The organism is Heyndrickxia sp. FSL W8-0496 (assembly GCF_038007825.1).
GTDB classification, from domain to species: domain Bacteria; phylum Bacillota; class Bacilli; order Bacillales; family Bacillaceae_C; genus Heyndrickxia; species Heyndrickxia oleronia.
This window is the reverse complement of the sequence record NZ_JBBOXX010000001.1, coordinates 3592345-3617361: the sequence shown is the minus strand read 5'-3', so window position 1 is coordinate 3617361 and position 25017 is coordinate 3592345. Positions and strand designations below refer to the sequence as shown.

Below are 25017 nucleotides of genomic sequence, written 5' to 3'. Positions count from 1 at the left end.
ATAATGTCAGGGAGAGAAGAAAGGGAGAATACGATGGATAGAGTAAAGGTTATGATTGTTGATGACCATGAAATGGTTAGGCTCGGGATTCGCTCGTATTTGTTGACAGAGGAAAAAATAGATCTTGTTGCTGAAGCCGGTTCAGGTAAGGAAGCGGTTCAATTGGCAAAGGAAAATCAACCACATGTCATATTAATGGATCTGTTAATGGAAAATGGAACGGGCATTGATGCCACGAAGGAGATTATGCAATTTCTGCCTAATTGTAAAATCATTATCTTAACGAGTTACTATGATGATGAGCAAGTTTTCCCTGCTATAGAAGCAGGAGTTCATAGTTATATATTGAAAACATCAAGGGCCGAGGAGGTAACTGAGGCTATTTATAAGGCGGTTAGAGGAGAATCCGTGATTGAACCAAAGGTAGCGAATAAAATGATGAATCGCTTTAGGCCACAAGAGAAAAAACCTCATGAAGATTTAACAGAAAGAGAAATAGATGTTTTAAAATGTTTAGGAGAAGGAATGACGAATCAAGAAATTAGTGAATACTTATTTATAGGTGTCAAAACAGTGAAAACACATGTCAGTAATATTTTAGGAAAGCTGGGTGTTTCTGATCGAACCCAGGCAGCCATTTATGCTAATAGGCAAAATATTACTTTAGCTAAATAGCAATGCCCCACTTTATTGTGGGGCATTGCTATTTTCTTTTGATGGAATGGTGTATTCCGTTTCATACGCTCCACCATTAAAAAGTTGATTACTGGATAGGGGGTTCTCAGTTGGAAAACTGTCGATAATGGTTTGATAGCCATTCGACCCCTTCCAGTGTTTGAAGTAGGACTCGTCCGTCCATAATGTTAAAAGAATATACGTATCACCTTTTTTAGGCTTTAAAAAGCGATAAGCGATGAAACCAGGGGCGTCCTTTATAGATTGTATTTGTTTTGCAAAATTAAACTCAAATACAGGCTTTCCTTCATCACTTATGGGTATATTAAAAAGATTCACCATTCCTTTTTTTTCTAGTTCACCACTTTGACTAATGACTTCGTATTTTCTAGGAGAACCAAATACAGATTTTTTTTGCGTTTCATGAATTAAGACCGAAGTTTGTGTATTTTGCATTAATATCATGGTTTCCTGGGGATATTTATTCATGATTTTTTCTAAAAATTCATAGGTCCCTGAAGTAATGTAAAAATTCATTAAAACCACCTCTTTAATAGAAGATAAGCTAATTTAGAATATCTTGTAAAGTCCCGATGAATAGCTAACCTTATTATATCTATTTATTTGTTGAAAATTAATTTGCATGAATATTTTCTTCTATAATATATGTTCCACAATTAAGGTTTATCTAAACTTTGACGATTTTGAGGCAAGAAAAAGGGAGAATTTATGACATTTCGAGTATCAAACTATACTTTAATGATGAAAAAGTCTATAGTGAAATCAGAATTGCTGGGACAGTGGACCTGACCCTCTTGTCCCGCAAGTAATGAGAGAAGACAAATCATAAATTTTTTCTTTTAAAATCTTTTATTATACAATAATTAGGTGAAAAACAAGGGAAAATGAGTTGAAAGGTGGACATAAAATATATGAGTAAAATGACCAATGATACCCTTTTGAGAGCTGCAAAAGGGGAAGAGACTGGCCACGTTCCAGTATGGTTTATGCGTCAAGCCGGGCGATCACAACCGGAATATCGTGCATTAAAGGAAAAATATTCTCTTTTTGAGATTACTCATCAACCAGAACTATGTGCATATGTTACACGATTACCAGTGGAACAATATGATGTTGATGCAGCCATACTATACAAAGATATTATGTCACCACTTCCGGCAATTGGAGTGGATGTTGAAATTCAATCTGGAATCGGTCCGGTTATAAATAATCCAATTCAATCCTTAGCAGATGTGGAGAAACTTGGGGAAATCACTCCTGAAGAAGATGTTCCATATGTTTTGGATACAATAAAACTACTAACACAAGAGCAGTTAACTGTTCCGTTGATTGGCTTTGCAGGTGCTCCGTTTACTGTTTCTAGCTATATGATCGAAGGAAGACCTTCTAAGGACTATAAAAAAACGAAAGCATTCATGTATTCTGAGCCTAAGGCATGGTTTGCATTAATGGATAAGCTTGCAAATATGACAGTTACATACTTAAAAGCTCAGATTAAAGCAGGAGCAAGTGCCATTCAAATATTTGATTCTTGGGTCGGTGCTTTAAATGTAGAAGACTACCGTTACTATATCAAGCCAGTGATGGAAAAAATCTTCTCTGAACTTAGAAACGAAAATGTTCCTATGATTATGTTCGGTGTTGGAGCTAGTCATTTAGCAAATGAGTGGCATGATTTACCATTAGATGTTGTTGGTTTAGATTGGAGACTTCCGATCCGTGAAGCAAGACAAAAGGGGATAACGAAATCTGTCATGGGAAATCTAGACCCAGCTCTTTTACTTGCACCATGGGATGTCCTTCAAGAAAAAACAAAAGCGATTCTTGATCAAGGAATGGACAAGCCAGGATATATATTTAACTTAGGACATGGGGTATTTCCTCAAGTAGATCCAGATACCTTAAAACGTTTAACATCATTTATTCATGAATACAGTACAACCAAATTACAAAAATAGAAAAGAGGTTTAACCAATGACAAAGAAGAAAATGGGACTTCTAGTCATGGCATATGGTACGCCATATAAGGAAGAAGACATTGAAAGATATTACACACATATTAGACATGGACGTAAACCATCGGAAGAAATGCTTGAAGATTTACGAAGCCGATATAAAGCAATTGGAGGTATTTCTCCACTAGCGAAAATTACTGAGGAACAAGCATATAAACTCCAAGATCACTTAAATGAAATTCAAAATGATGTGGAATTTAAAGCATATATTGGCTTAAAGCATATTGAACCTTTTATTGAGGATGCAGTTGAGCAAATGCATAAGGATGGTATCGAAGAAGCCATTTCACTTGTACTTGCTCCACATTATTCAACATTTAGTGTGAAATCCTATAATTCACGTGCTAAAGAAACAGCTGAAAAATTAGGTGGACCAGTGATTAAATCAGTAGAAAGCTGGTATAAAGAACCGAAATTTATTGACTATTGGGTAGAAAAATTAAATGAAACTTATGCAAGTATGAGTGAAGAAGAACGGAATGCATCATGTTTAATTGTTTCTGCACATAGTCTACCAGAGAAAATTTTACAATTTGGAGATCCATATCCAGAGCAATTAAAAGAAACAGCTGATTTAATTGCCAGTAAAACTGGAATTACAGAGTATGCGATTGGATGGCAAAGTGCCGGGAATACTCCAGATCCTTGGCTAGGGCCAGATGTACAAGATTTAACTCGTGATTTATATCAGCAAAAAGGGTATAAGGCATTTGTTTATGTACCAGTAGGTTTTGTAGCGGAACATCTAGAGGTTCTATATGATAATGATTATGAATGCAAAGTAGTAACCGAGGAAGTTGGGGCAAGTTACTATCGCCCACCAATGCCTAATGCACAACCGAAGTTTATTGACGCTCTAGCATCAGTAGTGCTAGAAAAATTATAAATATTTCATAAAGACTGACCCATAGGCGTTTTACAAATACCTATGGGTCAGTCTTGTAAAAAGGAACAACGAAAAGTTATCTTTATAGGTATATAATATGAAATCAGCATAGCTTTGCTAACTCTGCATGATTCGTCCGGCTAAATTAATAGAGCCATAGAGATAAAGCCAAAGAAGGTGATCCACTGTGGGAAGCGAAAAGCAAAAAGTGGTTATTATCGGTGGTGGGATAACAGGTTTAACTTCTGCTTATTACTTACAGGAAATAATAAAGAAGGAACACTTGCCATTAGAAATAAAACTAATCGAAGCAAATAGAAGATTAGGGGGAAAGATTCAAACCCTACGAAGAGATGGATATATGGTAGAAAAAGGCCCTGATTCTTTTTTAGCAAGAAAAACAAGTGCTGTCCAACTAGCAGAAAAAGTTGGCATAAAAAATGAACTAATTCGTAATACTACTAGAAATTCCTATGTATTAGCGAAAAATAAACTCTTTTCCGTACCAGATGGAGCCGTGTTAGGTATTCCAACAAATATAAAGCCTTTCATATTTAGTGGTTTGTTTTCTGTAATGGGCAAATTACGGGCCTCCGCAGATTTAATTATTCCTCGTTCAAAGGTTCAGACTGATGTATCATTAGGGAGTTTCTTTCGTCGTAGATTTGGTGATGAAATGGTTGAAAATTTAATAGAACCATTATTATCTGGTATATATGCGGGTGATATTGACCAACTAAGCCTTCGGTCTACTTTTCCACAATTTTATGAAGCAGAGAGAAAACATCGCAGTTTAATGATAGGGACTAGAAAGGCATCAATAAATAGCGGAACAGAAGGATTTTTTACGTTCAAGAATGGTTTAGAGTCACTAGTAACAGCATTGGAAAATAAACTAGATTCTAGTTCTATCTTAAAAGGTGTGCGTGTGGAAAGGATAGAAAAAGATAGAAATGAATTTTATATTGAATTAAATAATGGTGAACGTTTAAATGCTGTTAGTGTTATTGCTGCACTCCCACATTATTTATTACCTACTATTTTTTCCAAATATGAATTCTTTAGATTTTTAAGTAACATCCCAGCTACTTCGGTCGCTACTGTTTCTATGGCATTTTCTGAGCAGGCTGTAAAAAAACCGATTAATGGATCGGGTTTTGTAGTTTCAAGAAATAGCGACTACTCAATTAATGCATGTACATTAACCCATAAGAAGTGGCCACATACTGCACCGAAAGGTAAGGTGTTGTTACGGAGTCACATAGGTAGGGTGGGAGATGAAACAGTTGTCGGTCTATCCGATACTGAAATTGAGCAAGTAGTATATGAAGATCTACAAAAATTATTAGAAATTACTGAAAAACCGGATTTTACGATTATTTCTAGATGGAATAAGGCTATGCCACAGTATACGATTGGCCATAAAGATAGAGTGGACCAATTGAATGAAAAAATATCTAGAAATCTATCTGGTTTGTTTATTGCAGGAAGCTCATTTAATGGGATAGGCATACCAGATTGTATTGATCAAGGCGAAAGAGCTGCAGGGGATGTTATACGTTATTTAAGCTCTTTTGGTGAAAATTAGGGTCTTTTTTTAAACATTATTGTGATTTAGGTAAAGTTTTAACTAATAAATATAGGGTGGAGAACGTCCCCCTCCCTTCAATCCAGCAGAGAAAAGAGCTGCAAACTTCATAAGAACCTCTGAATCTTTATCAGGTGTAAAAGCAACTAATAGGAATTTTGCAAATGAACAAGCTGTAAAAAAACAGCTAAAAATTAAAAATGATAAAAAATTCTTGTTCAGAACTATGGTTTATGATATATTGGTTCTTGTAAACTTTTTGACTGTTTTCCTCATTTGGTCATTTATGAGGAACTAGAGGTGAAAATCATTGGCGATTGACCGTAAACAATTAATCATTGATGCAGCTACGAAATCATTTTCATTATTTGGCTACAAGGCTACAACGATGGATCAGGTTGCGAAGCTCGCAAATGTTGGCAAAGGAACAATCTATACCTTTTTTAAAAACAAGGAAGAGCTTTTTGATGAAATTGTAACGACTCTAATTATGGAAATGAAAGAATCAGCAGAAGAAATTTTAGATGAAAGTCTTTCTTTCTCAGAGAATCTTCATAATGTTCTTTTTAAGATATTAGAGTTTCGTAAAGAGCATCAATTAACGATTAAGCTTTTCCAAGAAGAAAGGGATATGGGTACTCCAGCAGTTTCAGAAGTGATTCAAAAAGTAGAAACGATAACTTTAAATTATATTAAGGGGATCATTCAAGATGCAATAGACAAAGGTGATATCAAACAATGTGATCCAGAAGTTGCTGCCTTTATCATGCTAAAGTTATATATTTCTTTAATCTTCGATTGGGAAAAAAATCATGCTCCACTCGAAAAGGAAGAAATAGCAGATCTTTTTGAAATATATTTATTCCAGGGATTGTCAATTAGATAATCCTCATATTTTGGATTAAAATGACCAATTGAACAATTCAGTCAATTTAGTAGAAGGAGAGTAATAACATGAAAGGCTCATTATTTTTCGCTGAATTAAAAGGAATTGTTCGCCACCCAATGTCCTTAATTCAAATAGTCGCGATCATATTGGTTCCTATTCTTTATGCAGGGATGTTTATCTGGGCATTTTGGGATCCATATGGTCAATTAGAAAAATTGCCAGTTGCGGTTGTCAATCATGATCAAGGAGCCGCAATGGATGAACAAAAACTAGAGATAGGGGACAAATTAGTAGAAAATCTAAAAGAGAAAAAAGATATGGATTTTCATTTTGTCAAAAAAGACGAAGCTTATAAGGGATTAAATAACCAAAAGTATTATATGGTGATTGAAATTCCTAAAGATTTCTCGGAAAATGCAACAACCTTACTCGACAAAAATCCAAAACATCTTCAATTGAAATATGTACAAAATCAGGGAGCAAACTATACGACATCAAAAATTGGTGAGTCAGCAATGACAAAAATCAAAGATGCTGTATCGAAAGAAGTTTCTGAAACATATTCGGAAGAAATGTTTAAAGCAATTAAGAAAATGGGTGACGGATTTACTACAGCGAGTGATGGTGCATCTGAATTAAATGATGGTGCAATTAAATTAGGTGACGGATCAAAAGAAATCAAGGAAAATCTTGAGCTACTAGCTTCAAGTGCGATCGAGTTTAATGATGGTGTAGTAACCGCACAAACAGGAGCTGGCGAACTGTCTAAAGGTTCCCATGATCTTGCTGATGGTTTAAATCAATTAAATGATGGTGGTCAACAATTATACGATGCTTCAAAAGATATGCAAAGTGGTACAAATCAGCTTACTAATGGTATTCAACAGTCAAAACAAGCTTTGGGGCAATTAAATCAAGGGATGCCTGAATTAGTCAATGGAACCCAAAAAGTACAAGGTGGATTAGAACAATTTAAAACAGAGCTTCCACCAACCATCGCCAAAGCATTTTCATCACAATTAGCTTCAAGTGCAAAGAGCTTAAATGATGGGATGAACCAATTACAAACTCAATTAGAAACACAACTTTCATCTCAAATTTCTAATCAAGTAGTGCAACAGCAGAAAAAGCAAATGGAACAGCTATTTTCCTCACTTGAAGGAAAAGTGGATGAAAATGTGTTAACTCAATTGAAGGCTCAGATGACTGCTAATGCAGATTCACAGGCTAAAGAATTGGAAAACCAGTTATCTTCAGGGATTCATCAAGGAATGGATCAAGGATTTAACGCATTTAAGTCTCAGGTTAATGAGCAAATGACAGGAAACACTGATCAGATTGAACAACAAATTAAAAGTCAAACAGACCCTACATTTGATCAACTCATCACTGGTATTTCAACGATTAATGATAATCAAGTAAAAGTACAGAATGGGATTGAACAGCTGGCGAAAGGCTCAACACTGTTAAGTGATGGGGCTGCTAAGCTTCAAGCAGGTCAAAATCAATATATTGATAGTTTAGGGTTATTTACAAGTAAAATTGGTGATGCCGCTCAAGGAGCAAACAAAGTATCAGATGGAGCAAATTCATTGAATAGTGGCTTAGGTCAATTAGCTGATGGATCTGCTAAAATAGCAGATGGCACACATCAATTGGCAGACGGATCAAAAGAATTACATGATGGTGCAAATAAGCTACAAGATGGTACGAAGGAAATGAAAGATAAATTAGCAGATGCATCCAAAGATGCAAATGAAGTACAAGGATCGAAGAAGCAATATGATATGATGAGTGATCCTATTAATCTAAATAAAGAGGCAAAGAACAAAGTTCCTAACTATGGAACTGGATTAACTCCTTATTTCTTATCTCTTGGATTATTTGTCGGTGGATTATTATTAACTGTTATATATCAAGTTCGTGAACCAGCAACAGAGCCTAAAAACGGATTCTCATGGTTTTTGGGTAAATATGGAATTATGGCAGGCGTAGGGATCTTACAATCACTTATTGCTGTTTGGATTATTATTAGCTGGGTAGGAGTAGAGGTAACTAATATTCCTTTATTTATTGTTGCAGCGATCGTAACCAGTCTAACCTATATGGCGTTAATACAATTTTTTGTTGCTACTCTTGATAATCCAGGACGTTATATTGCGATTATAATTTTAATCCTACAATTAACTTCTAGTGCTGGAACATTCCCACTAGAATTACTTCCAAAATTCCTACAAGGAGTACATCAAGCATTACCGATGACATACTCATTGCAGGCATTTAAAGATGTTGTTTCAAATGGAGATTATTCTAGCATGTGGCATAATCTAGGGGTTTTAGCTATTTATATGATTAGTTTCTTAGTATTGTCGCTTGGATATTTTATTATCAAATCAAAGAAAAACCATAAAAATTCTATGAATGAAGAAGTAACAGCATAAAAAAACGGGAGAATGTGAAGTGCATCTCAAAAGTTAAGTTTTTACACTTTTACTTTTGGGATGCATCACAAAGTCTCCCGTTTTTAATTTTGTGCTTTTTTATAATTAGCGTAAAGCCTTTACGTCTTTTACAATTTCATTTAGTGGAAAACCATCCTGCGTAGAATAATCCTTGACTAATTCACCATCTTTATTCATTAAGAAAAATTTTGTATCATGAATAACCTGTGTGTCATTATCTGGTTTTTTAACCCATGCCTGAAAATTGTCTTTCGCAAATGACTCAATATCTTCTTGTGAATAACCAGTTAAGAGATGCCAAGTGGAAAAGTCGGCATCGAATTTCGCTGCGTAATCCTTCATTGCCTTTGGTGTATCAATTTCAGGATCAACACTAAAGGAAACAAACTTCACATCGTCATATCCTTTATCTTTAATTTCCTTTTGTAGGTCACTCATATTTTTCGTCAATTGTGGACAAACTGTTGCACAACTTGTAAACATGAAATCTGCAACCCAGACACTTCCCTTTAGATCTTTAAGTCCAAACTTTTTATTGTCTTGATCTGTAAAGGTAAAGTCATTAAGTTTATCTCCGCTTTTTTTAACATTAGAACATGCACTAAGTAAAATTAATAGTATGGCAGTCATCAAAATAAATGATATTCGAAAACGTTTCAATCGGATCCCTCCAATTCTAGAAAATTTTTTATTCTTTACCCATTATAAATGATATTGGTAGTAATATAATAAATTTCAGCACTTTTCGTAAAAAGTACATATTTAACATCTATATTTAACAAATTCTTATCACATTTTTGTCAAGACTTATTAACAATTAATGAGCACTTAGCTGTTCACCAGGTGTTATGATAGGTTAGAAATATTTTCGAGGAGGAGCTTGAATGAAGAAGTTATTTTTTACTGCAATACTTATCTCTGCACTAGCTATTTTTATTGTTGGCTGTGGAAATGCAGATAATAAAAATGGTCAAGAAAAAACGGCGATGGAACCACTCGAAGTAGAGCTGAATGTACAGGAAAAAGCTAAAGTAAATGAAACGATTCAATTAAGTTCATTAGTAACCCAAGGGAAAGAAAAAGTATCAGACGCATCAGAAGTCAAATATGAAGTTTGGGAAGATGGAGCAAAGGATACGACTAGTAAAATGTTAAACGCTAAAAATAAAAAGAATGGTACATACACTTCTGAAGTTGCATTTGATCATGATGGAGTATTTAATGTTCAAGTTCATGTTACTGCGAGGGATATGCATGTAATGCCTAAAAAGACAGTCATTGTTGGTAATCCAGATTCTTCAAATGCAACATCCTCTACTGATAAGAAGGAGCATGATTCTGAAAACTCAGTTGTTATGCATTTTATGAGCCCTGATTATGCAAAAGCCGGTGAAGTAGCTAATTTTACCATTCACATGACCAAACATAATGAGCTACTTACTGGTGCACAGGTCCAAATTGAGGCATGGATGAAGGGTGACGAAAAGCCTGAGTGGATAAAATTGGAGGACGCAGGAAAAGGTGAATACAAAGGTACTCATCAATTTGATAGAGCTGGAGACTATCAGCTAAAGGTACATGTAGAAAATAACCAAGGTTTACATGAACACCAAGATTTTGATTTTGTAGTGAAATAGTAAGTATTTTAACGGTTCTTATTTGGAACCGTTTTTTCTTTAACCATTATTTATTTATTTATAAGGTTCGTTTTTAATTGCAATGGAGAAAGCTTCAATCAATAAAGGAGACTATCAGCTCCCTTCCTTTTACAAAAGAAAAGAGCTGCAACCTTCATAACTAACAGCAGGAAGCCTTAATTAGATGTAAAAGTCCGCAACAGGGCATTTATAAAAGCAATAAACGGTACGAAAACTAGGCTATTAATAATGCTAAAATGGTAAAAATGAAGTATAGTGAAATAGATAATAATTATCTATTGGATTATAATTAGGAGTGGAATAAATGAAGCTAACAGTTATTGGCCCATGGGGTGGATATCCAAAGGTAAACGGAGCAAGTGCAGGTTATTTACTAGAACATAATGGTTTTCATCTTTTAGTAGACTGTGGAAGCGCTGTACTCTCCAAGCTACAACAATACATAGAACCTGAACATTTAGATGCTGCTATTATTTCCCATTATCATCCTGATCATATTGCAGATATAGGTGTGTTACAGCATGCACTTATTATCGGTAAATATATGAATAAAGAAATCCGAACATTGCCGATCTATGGGCATAATGAGGACAAGGTAGGATTTCAATCGTTATTTTTTGATGATGTGATTAAAGGAATGGCATTTGACGAAGATCAAGAACTACAAATTGGTCCTTTTACTATTTCCTTTCTAAGAACGAAGCATCCTGTTCCATGCTTTGCCATGAGAATAGAAGCAGATGATCAAGTATTTGTATTTACAGCTGATTCATCTTATATGAAATCCTTTGTTTCATTTGCACAGAATGCTGATATTCTGCTTTGTGAGAGTAATTTTTATGGAAATATGAATGGATCTGGTGCAGGACATATGACAAGCTATGAGGCAGGGGAACTAGCACAGGCAGCCCAGGTTAAACAGCTTGTACTTACTCATCTTCCTCAATATGGCGATCTAAATCAATTAAAGCAAGAAGCTGCTGAAAAGTATTCTGGCTATATACAACTTGCTACTGAAGGGTTAATAATAGATTTAACAAAGAACTGAAGACACAGGGATTTAGGAGGAAAAAGCATGTTATTTATCGACAATAATGGAATTACCGATCCACAAATAAACCTAGCTATCGAGGAATATGCTCTCAATAACTTAGATATCAATGAAACTTATCTATTATTTTATATTAATCAGCCATCCATTATTATTGGGCGTAACCAAAATACAATTGAAGAAATTAACACTGAGTATGTAGACAAAAATAATATTATCGTTGTTCGTCGACTTTCTGGTGGTGGAGCTGTTTATCATGATTTAGGAAATCTTAATTTTAGCTTCATTACAAAGGATGATGGGGAAAGCTTTCATAACTTTATGAAATTTACTGCTCCAGTTATCGAAGCACTGAAAAAACTTGGTGTAAATGCAGAATTAAGTGGACGAAATGATATCCAAGTAGGAGAACGGAAAATCTCTGGAAATGCACAGTTCTCAACAAAAGGAAGAATGTTTAGTCACGGTACGTTAATGTTCGATTCCGAAATTGAGAACGTAGTGTCAGCTTTACGAGTGAAAAAGGATAAGATCCAATCTAAAGGCATTAAATCCATTAGGAGTCGTGTAGCAAATATTTCTGAATTTCTTGAAGAAAAATTAACAATGGAAGAATTCCGTCAATTAATTTTAAGTAATATTTTCGGTGGAAGCGAAAATATAAAAGAATATAAATTAACGGATGAAGATTGGAAAAATATTCATAAGTTATCTGAGGAGCGTTACCAAAATTGGGATTGGAACTATGGCAAATCTCCAAAATTTAATTTACAGCATAATCATCGTTTCCCAGTTGGTGGAATTGATGTACGCTTAGAAGTAAATAAAGGCATGATTGAGAATTGTAAAATTTATGGGGACTTTTTTGGTATTGGTGATGTAAGTGATATTGAAAATAAACTAATAGGAATTCGTTATGAACGCTCTGAGATTGAAAGAGCACTAGAAGAAATAGATGTAAAACATTATTTCGGAAACATAACAAAGGAAGAATTAGTTCAATTGATTTACTAGTTTCATTTCTAATAACTAGTATTTATTACAAGATAAATGCGAAAAGAGTGTAATATTTAAAGGTCTAACTGATACGTATCAGTTAGACCTTTTTCGTTGGTTTACAGATAATATAATTCCTATAGAGAAACTAGGTAGAGCTTGAATCTTAAATATTTCTTCTATATAATATATTTAGAAAATTAAAATGAATGATTATTCATTCAGAAAGGGGAGGGAGTATGAATTTATCTTCACAATTAAAGAACACAGCGAAAGTAAATGCAGATAAAACTGCCTATTACTTTATGGATCAAAAAGTTTCCTATGCTGAATTTGATGGGGCAGTAACAAGATTTGCAAGTGGTTTAAAGCAATTAGGGGTAAAAAAGGGAGATCATATCGCATTACTTCTTGGAAATTCTCCTCACTTTGTCATCTCGTTGTATGGAGCAATGCGTTTAGGGGCAACGGTCATTCCAATTAATCCAATCTATACTCCAGATGAAATAGGCTACATATTAAATAATGGGGATGTTAAGGTGATTATTGCCTTAGATTTACTTCTCCCTTTAGCAGAAAAGATGGAAGCTTTACTTCCAAAAGTAGAAAGTTATATCATTTGTGAATCTAATCCATTGAATAAAGTAGATGTATCCACAAACGAGAAAATGAAATCGTTTTCAGATGTTATTGCCTCTGGTAATCTTGCTTTTGACGAGCCTGAATTGATTGAGGAGGATGTTGCTGTCATTCTATATACTTCAGGGACAACGGGTCGACCTAAGGGAGCCATGTTAACTCATAAAAATCTCTATTCAAATGCAAAAGATATTGGTGAATATTTGAAAATGAATCATTTAGATAAAGTGATGACTGTCTTACCAATGTTTCATGTTTTTAGTCTTACGGTAGTCGTAAATGCACCATTAATCAGTGGATCAACAATCATTATTGTACCGAAATTTAGTCCAAAAGAAATTTTTCGTTTAGCAAAAAAATATGAAGTCACTGTTTTTGCAGGTGTACCAACTATGTATAATTTTCTCTATCAATATCCTGATGGGGATCCAAATGATTTCTCGACATTCCGACTTTGTATTTCGGGAGGCTCCTCATTACCAGTTGCTCTATTAAAGAACTTCGAAAAGAAATTTAACGTTCTTATTTCTGAAGGCTATGGACTATCTGAAGCATCTCCAGTCACATGTTTTAACCCTTTAGATCGTCCGAGAAAACCGGGATCAATCGGTACTTCCATTCTCAATGTGGAAAATAAAATTGTAAATGAACTAGGTGAGGAGCTTCCAGAAGGACAAGTGGGGGAACTTGTTGTACGTGGACCAAATGTTATGAAAGGCTATTATAAAATGCCAGAAGAAACTGCTGCAGCAATCCGTGATGGCTGGTTGTACACAGGTGATTTAGCGCGCGTGGACGGAGAGGGCTATTTCTATATTGTGGATCGTAAAAAAGATATGGTCATAGTGGGTGGATTTAATGTTTATCCAAGAGAAGTTGAAGAAGTCTTGTATGAACATCCAGAGGTAGTAGAAGCTGCAGTTATCGGTGCCCCTGATCCAGAACAGGGTGAAGTGGTAAAATGCTTTGTTGTGCCGAAAAACGAAAACCTTACAGAAGCTGAATTAATGGAATATTGTAGGGAGCATCTAGCAAAATATAAACTTCCAAAAACGATTGAATTTCTTGAGGAACTTCCCAAAAATACAACTGGAAAAATATTAAGAAAAGCATTAAAGGAACAAGTTTTACAGAATCAAAATTAGTAAAAAAAATGCAGGCTGCGGTCTGCATTTTTTAAGTATTTTATTTTTGTTAATCTATACAAATGGAAAAATTCTATTGATTTTTATTAGAAAATTTAGATTATTTTACCCTAGGAGGTTTTCTTCATTATTTGTTGAAATTAGTTAAGGAACAGGGGGGATATGAATGGAAAATATTGTGGTTGACGTAAAAAATTACGTAGCCAATGTCACGATTAATCGTGCAGAGGCCATGAATGCATTTAATTATGAAACACTTTGTGACCTTGCAAAAGAGGTGGAATTATTAAGAACGAATCCTAATGCACGTGTTGTAATTTTTCAAGGAGCAGGAGAAAGGGCGTTTAGTGTAGGTGCTGATTTAAAGGAGCGGAAATCCTTATCTGAGCAGGAAGTACGTAGGAATGTATATAAAATTGGTGAAGTATTTGCAGCGATTGAGAAGCTGCCTCAACCAACTATTGCTGCAATGAATGGTTACGCTTTTGGTGGAGGAATGGAACTTGCTCTTTCCTGTGATTTTCGAGTTGCTGTAATAGATGCAGTAATGGGTTTGACAGAGACGAGCTTGGCCATTATTCCAGGTGCTGGGGGTACGCAACGTTTGCCACGCTTAATTGGTGAAGCAAAAGCAATGGAATTAATTTTAACTGCCAAAAGATTGACAGCTGAGGAAGCGTTGCAATATGGAGTAGTTACAAAAGTAGTAAAGCGGGATACTTTCATGAATGAAGTAAATGAATTAGCTAACCGAATATTAGCAAATGGTCCTATTGCTGTTCAGCAAGCAAAATTTGCAATTAAAAATGGAATGAATGCAGATTTACATACAGGATTGGAAATAGAACGTAAAGCATATGAACTAACCATTCCTACTGAAGATCGTGTGGAAGCACTTCAAGCATTCGCGGAGAAAAGAAAACCGAATTTCCGTGGAAAATAATAGAGGTTAAAAAGCTTTCTACCTATCATAAGTCTGATCTCACAAAATACTTTATCTAATGTAAAGATATGTTACTTTACGTGATACTGCATAGTGGGGTCAGACCTCTTTATTTTTGGCTGTTTTTGTATAGTATGAAGATTGGATATTTAGCCGTCCTTGCAGTATGTTTTAATAGTATTTTTATACTTATGACACTATTGGAGGATGGGTTGGTCAATTGTTTTAACCACACTGCTATCAACCGTACTTGTAGAATGCATTAAAAAGAAAGAGGGGAGGAGTTGCAGGATGACGAATAGTATTATTTGGGTCATTATCGGGATGGCGATTGTTACTTATATTCCGAAAAGCTTCCCTTCGTATTATTTCGTGGTATAACCTTCCCAGGTGCGTTAATTTTCCCAAATGTTCTTTTTATCCAACAAAACATCTGGTTTGGAGTGATAGGGGGAGCGGTTGTATTTGCACTTGCCTTTTTCGGTGCGAATGTCATTGTTGTTGTCCTCGGTTCAATTGGTGTACTCAGTATTTATTCTCTATTTTTTTAGGATTTGTTTTTGAAAAACAAATCCCCATTTCTGATCCTTACGAATAAATATATGGATATGAAATAAAATTGTATGAGGGTGAAGAAATGGAGAAAAGGCATATAAACTATTGTGGTTTAGGGGATTCTTTAACTGTAGGAGTGGGTTCAAACATTTTTGAAAAGGGCTTTATAGGAAAATATCTATTTTTAACACGAAAAGCCTTCAATCAGCCTATTGCTCCTGCTGCATTTGCAAGGGTTGGTGCAACTACAGGAGATATATTGAAAAGCTTCGAGCATCCTTTAGTCTGTAAGACGATAAAAGAAGCAGAAATCATTACAATTACTGCAGGAGGAAATGATTTAATTCATGCAGCAGAGCAGTTTCTACAAGACAAAAAAGAAGAGGATTTCTTTATTGCGCTAGAAAATGGCAAAAAGAATTTATCGAATATCATTCAACAAATAATGACCTTCAAAAGAGAAGCAGAGCCCTATATCATTCGTATGATTAATCTCTATAACCCCTTTCCAGAACTAAAAGGTTCTGACAAATGGGTAGAAGCCTTTAATCATGATATTGAAAGACTGGCAAACCCGCCTGTTATTAGGGTTGCAGATATTCATGATTTATTTCTAGGAAAAGAAAAGGAACTATTAGCGAATGACCATGTACACCCAAATACTAAAGGGTATCATCTTATCGCAGACACTTTGCATCAGTTGGGATATGAGCCATTATTATCTTGAGAAGAATGCCGGTTCTCCTTTGCAAGGAAACCGGTTTTTAGGTGAGTTTAATGATTTATAATGAATTTTAAAATGATGTCGTGGTATAGTTCTAGCTTACTACTACGTCTTTTCCCGATGTTAAGTCAATCCGTCATCGTATTTCTTAAATCCTACGTTGAAGATTACAAACATATAGGTCTATGAGCATGTGCATTGCATTTAAAAAATATAAACTTTAGTAAAGATGGGTATATTTTTATTATGACAAAACTACATTTATAAAAGGACAAGAGGGGAGGAGATCAATTGTTAAGAAAATGGACATTTCGTGCAGTGATAGCATATTTGCTTTTTGGACTAGCTATGTATGTGTATCTTTTTTACATTGCACAGGCAGCGGTACCAGACTCACTTAAAGGAACGAGTGTGGATCCAGCAACTTTTTTAAATTATAGGGAATTAATGCTAAGTGAGGAATACTCAAAAATCAGGAATTTATTATTTTTTCTGTCTACCCCCTATGAGTGGTTATTTTATTTTCTTATTCTAATCTTTGGAATATCCAAAGGGATGGAAAAATGGGCAAAAAACACATCAAAGTTTCATGTGATTCAAACAGCTGTTTATCTATTTTTGCTTTCTGTCATCTCTTTTATTGCCACTTTTCCATTAAGTTATATTTCCTATCGTTTTTCAACAGCTTATCATATCTCTACACAGAATTTTTCACTATGGATGAAAGATGAAGTGATTGATTTTTGGGTAGGCTTTATTGAAATGTTTATTATAGTTGTGGTTCTATACTGGTTGATGAAACGATTTAAAAAGAGATGGTGGTTACCTGCATGGCTTCTTTCCATTCCATTTATGGTTTTTATGATGTTTATACAACCAGTTGTTATTGATCCTTTATATAATGACTTCTATCCCTTGAAAAATAAGGAATTAGAAACAAAAATCCTTGCATTAGCAGAAAAAGCCAATATCCCGGCTGAACATGTATACGAAGTGAACATGTCTGAAAAGACAAACTCTCTAAATGCCTATGTAACTGGTATAGGTTCTAATGCAAGAATTGTATTATGGGATACAACTTTGGAGCAACTGAATGAGGAAGAAATTCTCTTTATTATGGCACATGAAATGGGTCATTATGTTGAAAAGCATATTTATTTTGGTGTTGCAGGTTATATACTATTAACTGGTATAGGTTTATGGCTAACCTCTCATATCATGAGCTGGTGGTTAAGAAAACATGGAAAGGATTTAAAAGTAACTGGAATTTCTCAATTAAGTTCTTTACCATTATTTTTATTAATTACATCTATGCTACTATTTGTAGCAAGTCCAATGACTAATTGGGTATCGCGGTATGAGGAAATGCGTGCAGATCGTTATGGAATGGAAATGACAAGAAATAAGGAAGCAGCAATTCAAACCTTTCACGATTTAACGAAATCTGGGCTTAGCCAGGTTAATCCACCACTATTAGTGAAAATTTTCCGTTATGATCATCCAACGATGTTAGAACGAATCCGTATGGTTGAAGACTTTGAAACAAGTAAGTAAGGAAAGCCCCCTTAAGTAAAGGGGGCTTTCAGCTGTATAACGTTCTTAAGATCCAAATTGTTTTTCTAACTCTATTAATTCATCGGTTAAGAGAGAAAATGCTTTGATGTCTCTTCTATCAAGGGCAGAGTCAATCTTTTTCCTTATTTGCTCTTTCCGTTTTGTTAATAACAGTTCTTGTAAAATCATTTCAGCATAAATTTCTACCATGAAATTTTCATTTTTTATTTGTGTCATCGCATATGCCTTAACTAAATCTGTGTAGGACTTTCTATTTTCCATCGATGATCACCTCTATGCTTTTTCTTAGTATAAAGAATATTGATTGAAAAATCAATAAATAATCCTAATTTTCAGAAATGAACACTTGAGAATTTTTTAACTTTTTTGAAAATAATATGACAAAATTGGAAATCTATGTTATTATTTGGGTGTATTTCTACAAAAAATGTTGAAAAGGAGAGAAAAAAATGCATGAAAAAGAGCGAATCATAGAGGAATATGAAATTTCTCCGTATACAATGGCGATTTTTCCGATGCTTTATGGTTCAAAGGTTTATTCGGAGATATTGGAAGTGGAAAATCAATTTATTTCTCCTTTTAAGCCGTTAGATATTGTGAAAAAGAGTTGTCAGTATTTTGGCGCATCATATGAAGGCTCAAATGATATGGTACTACACAAAAAATAATAATCTAATAAAAATCTATATTTGAAATACGGATTTCATCGCCTTCGTGATAATAATCAATGTTTTGTACGATAAGTTGTACAAGGTTCTTTTTCTCTAGATCATCTAATTTCTCCCAATTTTTCTTAATATCCTTAAGGACAGAATATATCTCATTTTGAGATGATTGAATCTCATCCTCAATCTCTATAGTATTCAAAAGGTTGTTAATTTCTTCTTCTCTTCTTTTCTCTTCATCCATTCGTTTATTAAAGTCATTATCAGAAATTAAATCATTTGCCCATGCATATTGCCATTTCTTTTTACGTTTTGCTATTTGCTCTAATTCTTTTTCTAGTTGCTCTACATCAAAATCATCTTTTTGCTCATTATATATAATTGGTACAGTTTCAACTACTTCTTTTAAAGCAGGAGTGTAATCAAACTGATTTAGATATGAAATAAATGCTTTCTTTAACTTAATTTCAGACATGCTTCTTACTCCTTCACAACGTCCGAAATTTTTGTTTTTACATCTGTAACTCTTATAGGTAACTTTTTCACCCTTCGCATTCTTGTGATAAACTAAATGCCCTGTCATCATTAATCCACATTTTTGGCATTTTAGTGTACCCGCGAAAATAAAATTACTTGAAACTTGTTTTGGACTCAAGTGTTTCCTTCTTTCGATAGTTTTCTGAACTTCCTCAAATATTTCTTTAGATACTATTGCAGGTACCGAGTCTTCTACGTAAATTGTATTTTCATAATTTTTTCCCCATCGAATTGTTCCTTTATAAAGTGGGTTTTTTAGTATTGATAATACAGCTCTATCACGCCATTGACCGTGTCTTGTTTTTATATTTCTTTGATTAAGATATCTACAAATTCTATTACCTCCTAATCCTTTAAGGTAAAGATCGTATATAAGCCTAACTGTCTTTGCTTCATCTTCCTTAATTGTCATTGTTCCTTCTTTTTGATTCAGATTATAACCAAATGGTTCAACAACACCAGCGTATTTCCCTTGTCTAACCTTTTCTTGGTATCCCATTTTTACTCTCTCTCCAAGATTTTCACGTTCCCATTGAGCTAAAGCTCCAACTATAGTTATAAATAATCTACCCATTGCTGTTGTAGTGTCATAAACTTCAGTGGCAGACTTAAATTTACAATTATGTTTCTCAAATAATTCAAGGAGTTTGTACAAATCAAGAACAGATCTTGTAAGCCTGTCCAATCTATAAACAAGTACACAGTCTACATTCCCAGATTTAATATCTTTTATCATTTGTTGTAATTGTGGTCTATTCATGTCTTTTGCTGAAATACCTTCATCTATATAAAATCCTGTAACAGTCCAATCCTGGGCAATGCAATAAGCCTTGAGTCTTTGGTTTTGTGCAGAAATTGAATAACCTTCTTGTGCTTGTTCTTCTGTAGATACTCTTATATATATTGCTACTCTCATTTTTTCAGATCCTTTAATCTTTAATTTTATATTTTTGATTAATCAAAACCCATTTTCCGTAATAATTAGTTAAAATTTCAGAAATGGTTGTAAGTTTCAAGAGACTATACTCTTGATTTTCCAAATCATCAAATTTAATTTCTAATTTATATAGTAACGTTTGAGATACTTCATTCATAAAACTAAAATTGTGTTTAATACAATAATCAATTGCTGGGACATAGATATCTCTTATTGTCTCTTTTGAATAGGAACCAGCTTCATCAGCAAAATTACTAACATGATACAATATTAAGTCATAAATAAGGGATGCCTGTTTTTTATCATAGATGCTAAAGATTGAAATTACTTCTAATGAACAAAGCGCTAGAAAAAATTCCAGTTTGTGCACTTCTTCAAAATTATTCGGAGGAATTATTCCAGCATCTTCAAATGCCTCACTGATTTTCCACCAATCATCATCTATCTGTTTAATTGTAACCGTTATAAAACCAGAAACTGCATCTTGATAAGAAACTTTTTTTCTAAAGATTTTATTAGGCACATGATCACCCCTTAAAATAGTATCATTTCTTTTTTAGGATACTTTCTATAATTACTAATATAAGATTCTCGTCCACATAAAGCTTCAAATATCTCGAATTGAACATACTTATCTTCACACATATCAAAAATATAAGCTTGATCATGCAATTGCTTTCTTGATTTTTCTTTAAAATCTTCTATAAGCATTAGTGTGAAATTGTAGACAAGTTCATATTTAGTTTCAATGTATCGAAAAATCCTCCATTTTAATGCCTCTAAAGATATTCCAATTGTTTTGGCAATTTTGAAAAAATTCACCTTGTACTTTAACATCTTTTCCAATACTTCATTAGGTACCAATATTTCACTAGCAAAGAGATTAGCTTGTTGTTCAATGATTAATCCAGACTTTGAATAAATATTTTCATTTGTTCCATTATCTAAGAACTCTGATTGAAGATTACGATGCAAATAAAAATGCCCGAGTTCATGAGCTACAGTAAATAATTGTCTTGAACTTATATGATTTTCATTTACAACAATGGTGCTTCCGAGTTCGTCAATAAATAACAGACCAGAAAAACTATCTAATCTAAAATTCTTTTTATGAAGGTGAATTTCATTATGTTTTAATAGAATTTTTACTGCATTAATTGAGTTATATTGCAAAAAGAATTTATCATCAGTATATAGATGAAGTGGCTTTATACTTTCATATAACTCACATGCGGTTTCTGTTATTTCTTTAACTACATCATCTGGAAGCACGATTTTTCCCCCTTACTTATGTTTGTCTTTTAGAAGTTGGCTTTTTCTAAATTCAAAGTAATCTGCAAGGTCCTCTTTTAGAATATCTTGCTCATCCTTTGATAAACCCGAAGTATCTGCCCTAAGCCAAATTTTATCTAAAGGAGTGGTCGACGCATTATCTTTTTCTATTGGAGACTCATTTGTAGATATGCCTAATAAATAATCAGCTGAAACATCATAGATGTTTGCTAATATTTTTAAGGTTTCGGAGTCAGGTTCACTTCCACCTTTCTCATACCTACTTAGAGTTTTGTTATTAATATTGGTTCGTCTATATACTTCTGTCTGGCTTAGACCTTTACGCTCACGCGCCTTTTTTAATCTTTCACCTAAAGTCGACATAAAACATTTCCTCCTTATCGAGAAGATTTTAACATAATAACTCACTTTCTGAGAAAATTTCTCAAAAAAATAGAAAAATATTCTTGACTTCTCATAAAGTGAGATATATTATAAGGGTAGAAATTCTCATTTTTTGAGAAAGGAGTGAGAAATAAAATAATGGAAATACAAAGAGAAATTAGAAATTATATTGAATCTAATGGAATAAAATTTAATTACGTAGCAGAAAGATCCGGAATACCAATTAAAACCTTTTATCGTATTGTGAACGGAAGTAAGAAATTATCTCTCGAAGAATTTGAGAAAATTTGTTTTAAAGGGCTTTCTGTTGATCCATCATTTTTTTTAAATAAAAGTTCTCAGAATATGAGAAAAAGAGCTTAACTTATCATTACCATAATTATAAATCTTATTAGGGGATGAAACAAATGAATCAGCTACAAACATTTAGTCAACCATCAATAAATGTTTAAAACTAATAATGAAACAGGAGGTAGTATGATGAAGCAACCACCAGATGAAGTTATGAAAAAAATACTATATTTTTTTGCTAAAACTTCAGTTCCTCGTATTTTAAAAGAAGAGCGAAACAAAGAAAAAATACAACAACAAAAGGAGGTTTCTTAATGAAAGAAATACAAAAAGGAAACACGAAGATCATCATTCATTCTGATTTTGTTCTTCTTTCCGAAAAAGAAAAGAAGGAATGGTTTGATTCTGAATTACAAAAAGGTAATCCGATATTGAAAGAAATAGAAGCAGCTGTAAATGCTTGTTATCAAAATTAAGGAGGCTATCTAAATGAACAAAGAACAATTCATGGAGTTGGTTTCAGAAGCTTGGGAAACAGGAGCATTTATCCGAATCCAGTTTTGCCAAATTGAAAAGGTTAATGGTCAATATCATCCCAGTTCAGAGGAAACAGCAATTAACCGAATTAAATTAGCTGAATCTGCATTAGATGCCAAAGCTGAATATCGTGATGATACACACCCAAGTAATATCAACGGAGTTGGTAGTTACAATGTAAGTTCTGAAAATATCTCGGTTGATACATCTTTTTATATAAAGGAGGAATTGAAATATGCATAACGATCATCCGGTTATTGAAAACATGATGAAGACTGGATGCCCAACCGGAATAAGAAATCTAGTATCACAACCAGAGTTTAATGGCATTGATTTTTTCGGTAAAGAAATCAATTCTGAGGAACTAATAGTTATCGATAATGAGGAAAATGAAGTTGTCTGTAAAGAGTTACTTGATGACTATCTAATGGGAGTACACGAATTTAAATTCTATCCTGTAACTAAACCATTACTAGACCACTTTGAACAGAAAATAGAAGTAGGAAACATGATTGCAGAAGATACCAAGAGAGGGGAGATCATCAACAAAGAGAACACAGATGATTTTGAGTTTTATTTAAGTACACATTATGGGTTTAGATTTACGATTGCGGATTAAGGGGAGGAAAAAATAGTGAAAAAATATGATTTTAAAAAAGCAATAAGATTAATTGAAGAGAACAAGAGTAATTTGATTGAAGCAAGCATGGGCATGCACGAGGATTGGTTTTGGACTGCAGATACGATATTCGAAAACGGTAAATTTGTTAAGGACTTAGATGATGAAACTAGCATTGCAGGAATTAATAGTTCCTCTTGGGCTACTCCAACAATACAATTAATTTTCTCTGATGAAAGCGAAAAGATGATTCCTTGCTATGAAGGTGAGAGTACTGGTTCAAATCCAGGTATAGGATTACTAGGAGTTTTGTCAGGTCCAGTTCAAGAAAATATCACTCCCTTATCAGAAGATGAATAAAAGACCACTTCCCGACAAAGTGGTCCTTAATAAAACACTATACGGACATTATACAGGAGGAATGTAAAATGGTTCAACCATTAGAAAATGTTTTAGCTGAATTAGATCAGCAAGAAGAAGTACAAGAGGTATTTGCAGTAGTTGATTTGGAAACAGCAGCAGAAGCGCAAAGACGTATTGCTTACTTTGAAAGTCGTAAAACTGAAATTGATTCAATCATAGAAAAACAGATTGCACCTTTCCTTGAAAAAATCGAAAAAATCAAAATGTGGGGCGAAGAAGCCAAAAAGGAACATATTGAAAAGCAAGCTCATTACTCCAATCAGCTTGAAAGATATATACGTGAGGAAGTTAAAAAGCAAGTGGATGCAGGCAAAAAACCGAGGAAAACAATTAAATTGCCTTATGGCTCTATCTCGCTTAAAAAGCAACAACCTAAGTTTACTAAAGATGATCTCTTATTGTTCGATTATGCCAAAGAAAACGGCTTTGTAAGAGTGAAGGAAGAAACAGATTGGGCAGCACTTAAAAAACAGTGCCAAGTCGTAAATGGTCAGTTAGTCGATGAATTTGGAGTTATCGTACCAGGTGTTGAAGTAGTAGAACAAGATGAAAAGTTTGATTTGAAATTAGAATAGGGGGTTAAAACCATGAGTGAAGAAGCGAAAACATTGACATTGTTTCAAAAGATTCATGCTGTCATGAAAGATGTGGAATACCTCAAGAAGGACGATCAAGTGAAGTTCGGTCAAACCAACTATAAAGCAATAAGTGAAGAAAAGGTAACGGTAGCAGTTCGGAATAGTTTGGTTAAAAATGGCTTAATCATTTTACCTGTTAAACAGGAACACAAAAAAGAAGGAAATCTTTCTACTGTAGATGTCACATACAGAATCATTGATGTAGATAGTGGGGAACACATAGAAGTGGTTTCAAGTGGAACTGGTGCTGACACTCAAGATAAGGGTGTCGGTAAGGCAATGACATACGCATACAAATACATGTTACTCCGTTCATTTGCTATCCCTACAGGAGAGGATCCAGACAAAGTATCTTCTGCTGAACTAGATGCTAAGCAAGAGAATGATAAAAACAACCTTACTAAACCTATTACTCCTGAACTCATAGGAACCATCAAAGTAAAAGCAGGACAGTTCGCTCAAGCTCGTAATAAGACCGTAGAAGACGTTTATAAGGCACTTAAGATAAATGACATTACCAAGTTAAATATAAAGCAAGCAAACGCAGCAGAGAGCAGATTAGACGGTTGGTTAAGTAATTTAAGTAAACAACAGGGAGCTTAATTGCTCCCTACTAAGGAGGTCTACCATGTACGCAAGTGACGGTCTACCCCAAGAATATTATCGAACTCTTAACGATTCAGTCATCCTAGCTGATTTACACCAAGAGGTTATTCGATATTTAGAAGATTACCAGAATGCCACGGTTGAAGAAGTCTGCGAAGCATTTCAAATAGCATCCATGTTTGAAGATGAAGTACAAGCTATTTATGACGAGTGGAGGGAAAAGGATGGACGTATTACTCTATAGTGGTTTTGCTATCGCATTTAG

30 protein-coding genes and 1 pseudogene are annotated in these 25017 nt (G+C 34.1%); 24 read left to right on the top strand and 7 right to left on the bottom strand.

What is annotated here, in order from left to right; all coding sequences use genetic code 11:
• The first annotated feature begins 33 nt into the window (after positions 1-33).
• Entirely contained in the window at positions 34-675 is a 642-nt protein-coding gene (locus NST63_RS18290; RefSeq protein WP_058004752.1) for a response regulator transcription factor, read from the top strand.
• 12 nt (positions 676-687) lie between these two features.
• Here NST63_RS18290 and NST63_RS18285 read toward each other — a convergent pair whose 3' ends face one another.
• Entirely contained in the window at positions 688-1212 is a 525-nt protein-coding gene (locus tag NST63_RS18285) for an antibiotic biosynthesis monooxygenase family protein (RefSeq protein WP_341043305.1), read from the bottom strand.
• Between the two features lie 395 nt (positions 1213-1607).
• Here NST63_RS18285 and hemE point away from each other — a divergent pair, with 395 nt between their 5' ends.
• From hemE to NST63_RS18260, 5 genes are all read left to right on the top strand, one after another.
• Positions 1608-2654 (top strand): uroporphyrinogen decarboxylase, encoded by a 1047-nt coding sequence (gene hemE / locus NST63_RS18280; RefSeq protein ID WP_212942477.1) that lies wholly within the window; start codon positions 1608-1610, stop codon positions 2652-2654.
• Positions 2655-2670: 16 nt separating this feature from the next.
• Positions 2671-3597 (top strand): ferrochelatase, encoded by a 927-nt coding sequence (gene hemH / locus NST63_RS18275; protein WP_058004755.1) that lies wholly within the window; start codon positions 2671-2673, stop codon positions 3595-3597.
• Between the two features lie 187 nt (positions 3598-3784).
• On the top strand, positions 3785-5185 hold the full coding sequence (gene hemY / locus NST63_RS18270) for a protoporphyrinogen oxidase (RefSeq protein WP_341043302.1): 1401 nt from the start codon (positions 3785-3787) through the stop codon (positions 5183-5185).
• 310 nt (positions 5186-5495) lie between these two features.
• Positions 5496-6071, top strand: coding sequence for a TetR/AcrR family transcriptional regulator (locus NST63_RS18265; protein ID WP_212942473.1), 576 nt, complete (start codon positions 5496-5498; stop codon positions 6069-6071).
• Positions 6072-6139: 68 nt separating this feature from the next.
• Positions 6140-8515: a YhgE/Pip domain-containing protein gene (locus NST63_RS18260; protein ID WP_212942472.1), complete on the top strand. Its 2376-nt coding sequence runs from the start codon at positions 6140-6142 to the stop codon at positions 8513-8515.
• Positions 8516-8620: 105 nt separating this feature from the next.
• Here the strand turns inward: NST63_RS18260 and NST63_RS18255 are convergent, their stop codons facing one another.
• Positions 8621-9196, bottom strand: a complete 576-nt coding sequence (locus tag NST63_RS18255) for an SCO family protein (RefSeq protein WP_341043299.1) — start codon at positions 9194-9196, stop codon at positions 8621-8623.
• Between the two features lie 224 nt (positions 9197-9420).
• On the opposite strand from NST63_RS18255, the gene NST63_RS18250 reads away from it, so the two are divergent.
• The 8 genes and pseudogenes from NST63_RS18250 to NST63_RS18215 all read left to right on the top strand — a co-directional run bounded on the left by NST63_RS18250 (position 9421) and on the right by NST63_RS18215 (position 17801).
• Entirely contained in the window at positions 9421-10173 is a 753-nt protein-coding gene (locus NST63_RS18250; RefSeq protein WP_212942468.1) for a FixH family protein, read from the top strand.
• 325 nt (positions 10174-10498) lie between these two features.
• Positions 10499-11242: an MBL fold metallo-hydrolase gene (locus tag NST63_RS18245; RefSeq protein WP_341043295.1), complete on the top strand. Its 744-nt coding sequence runs from the start codon at positions 10499-10501 to the stop codon at positions 11240-11242.
• 27 nt (positions 11243-11269) lie between these two features.
• Complete coding sequence (locus NST63_RS18240; RefSeq protein WP_341043293.1) at positions 11270-12259, top strand: lipoate--protein ligase; 990 nt, start codon at positions 11270-11272, stop codon at positions 12257-12259.
• Between the two features lie 221 nt (positions 12260-12480).
• Positions 12481-14025, top strand: a complete 1545-nt coding sequence (locus tag NST63_RS18235) for a fatty acid--CoA ligase family protein (protein ID WP_341043291.1) — start codon at positions 12481-12483, stop codon at positions 14023-14025.
• 166 nt (positions 14026-14191) lie between these two features.
• Positions 14192-14968, top strand: a complete 777-nt coding sequence (locus tag NST63_RS18230) for an enoyl-CoA hydratase-related protein (protein ID WP_212942460.1) — start codon at positions 14192-14194, stop codon at positions 14966-14968.
• Between the two features lie 291 nt (positions 14969-15259).
• Positions 15260-15519 (top strand): annotated as a pseudogene (locus NST63_RS18225) (AzlD domain-containing protein).
• 86 nt (positions 15520-15605) lie between these two features.
• On the top strand, positions 15606-16250 hold the full coding sequence (locus NST63_RS18220) for a GDSL-type esterase/lipase family protein (RefSeq protein WP_212942459.1): 645 nt from the start codon (positions 15606-15608) through the stop codon (positions 16248-16250).
• Between the two features lie 288 nt (positions 16251-16538).
• Positions 16539-17801, top strand: a complete 1263-nt coding sequence (locus NST63_RS18215) for a M48 family metallopeptidase (RefSeq protein ID WP_242598129.1) — start codon at positions 16539-16541, stop codon at positions 17799-17801.
• Between the two features lie 45 nt (positions 17802-17846).
• Here the strand turns inward: NST63_RS18215 and NST63_RS18210 are convergent, their stop codons facing one another.
• Complete coding sequence (locus tag NST63_RS18210; RefSeq protein WP_058004766.1) at positions 17847-18083, bottom strand: IDEAL domain-containing protein; 237 nt, start codon at positions 18081-18083, stop codon at positions 17847-17849.
• Positions 18084-18271: 188 nt separating this feature from the next.
• On the opposite strand from NST63_RS18210, the gene NST63_RS18205 reads away from it, so the two are divergent.
• Positions 18272-18490, top strand: coding sequence for a competence protein ComK (locus tag NST63_RS18205; RefSeq protein ID WP_341043286.1), 219 nt, complete (start codon positions 18272-18274; stop codon positions 18488-18490).
• A 4-nt stretch (positions 18491-18494) separates the two neighbouring features.
• On the opposite strand, the gene NST63_RS18200 is transcribed toward NST63_RS18205, so the two are convergent.
• Genes NST63_RS18200 through NST63_RS18185 form a run of 4 tightly spaced genes read right to left on the bottom strand, consistent with a single transcriptional unit; the run spans position 18495 to position 21617 of the window.
• Positions 18495-19940: a recombinase family protein gene (locus tag NST63_RS18200; RefSeq protein WP_341043283.1), complete on the bottom strand. Its 1446-nt coding sequence runs from the start codon at positions 19938-19940 to the stop codon at positions 18495-18497.
• Between the two features lie 13 nt (positions 19941-19953).
• Positions 19954-20484 carry a hypothetical protein gene (locus tag NST63_RS18195; RefSeq protein ID WP_341043281.1) on the bottom strand — a complete coding sequence of 177 codons (531 nt, stop codon included), beginning with the start codon at positions 20482-20484 and terminating at the stop codon, positions 19954-19956.
• Between the two features lie 11 nt (positions 20485-20495).
• Entirely contained in the window at positions 20496-21233 is a 738-nt protein-coding gene (locus tag NST63_RS18190) for an ImmA/IrrE family metallo-endopeptidase (RefSeq protein WP_341043279.1), read from the bottom strand.
• Between the two features lie 12 nt (positions 21234-21245).
• The gene (locus NST63_RS18185; RefSeq protein WP_341043277.1) at positions 21246-21617 is read right to left on the bottom strand and encodes a helix-turn-helix domain-containing protein; all 372 of its coding nucleotides are present in this window, start codon (positions 21615-21617) and stop codon (positions 21246-21248) included.
• A gap of 159 nt (positions 21618-21776) precedes the next feature.
• On the opposite strand from NST63_RS18185, the gene NST63_RS18180 reads away from it, so the two are divergent.
• The 9 genes from NST63_RS18180 to NST63_RS18140 all read left to right on the top strand — a co-directional run bounded on the left by NST63_RS18180 (position 21777) and on the right by NST63_RS18140 (position 24996).
• Complete coding sequence (locus tag NST63_RS18180; RefSeq protein ID WP_341043275.1) at positions 21777-22001, top strand: helix-turn-helix domain-containing protein; 225 nt, start codon at positions 21777-21779, stop codon at positions 21999-22001.
• A 117-nt stretch (positions 22002-22118) separates the two neighbouring features.
• Complete coding sequence (locus tag NST63_RS18175) at positions 22119-22244, top strand: hypothetical protein (RefSeq protein ID WP_341043273.1); 126 nt, start codon at positions 22119-22121, stop codon at positions 22242-22244.
• On the top strand, positions 22244-22405 hold the full coding sequence (locus NST63_RS18170) for a hypothetical protein (RefSeq protein ID WP_341043272.1): 162 nt from the start codon (positions 22244-22246) through the stop codon (positions 22403-22405). The genes NST63_RS18175 and NST63_RS18170 overlap by 1 nt, the downstream gene beginning before the upstream one ends.
• Before the next feature lie 13 nt (positions 22406-22418).
• A complete protein-coding gene (locus NST63_RS18165; protein ID WP_341043270.1) occupies positions 22419-22709 on the top strand; it encodes a hypothetical protein in 291 nt (96 codons plus the stop codon).
• Positions 22702-23085, top strand: coding sequence for a hypothetical protein (locus tag NST63_RS18160; RefSeq protein WP_341043268.1), 384 nt, complete (start codon positions 22702-22704; stop codon positions 23083-23085). The genes NST63_RS18165 and NST63_RS18160 overlap by 8 nt, the downstream gene beginning before the upstream one ends.
• Before the next feature lie 15 nt (positions 23086-23100).
• Positions 23101-23445, top strand: coding sequence for a hypothetical protein (locus NST63_RS18155; RefSeq protein ID WP_341043266.1), 345 nt, complete (start codon positions 23101-23103; stop codon positions 23443-23445).
• 68 nt (positions 23446-23513) lie between these two features.
• Positions 23514-24083 (top strand): host-nuclease inhibitor Gam family protein, encoded by a 570-nt coding sequence (locus tag NST63_RS18150; RefSeq protein ID WP_341043264.1) that lies wholly within the window; start codon positions 23514-23516, stop codon positions 24081-24083.
• A gap of 12 nt (positions 24084-24095) precedes the next feature.
• Entirely contained in the window at positions 24096-24749 is a 654-nt protein-coding gene (locus tag NST63_RS18145) for an ERF family protein (RefSeq protein WP_341043262.1), read from the top strand.
• Between the two features lie 25 nt (positions 24750-24774).
• On the top strand, positions 24775-24996 hold the full coding sequence (locus NST63_RS18140) for a hypothetical protein (RefSeq protein WP_341043260.1): 222 nt from the start codon (positions 24775-24777) through the stop codon (positions 24994-24996).
• The last annotated feature ends 21 nt before the right edge of the window (positions 24997-25017 follow it).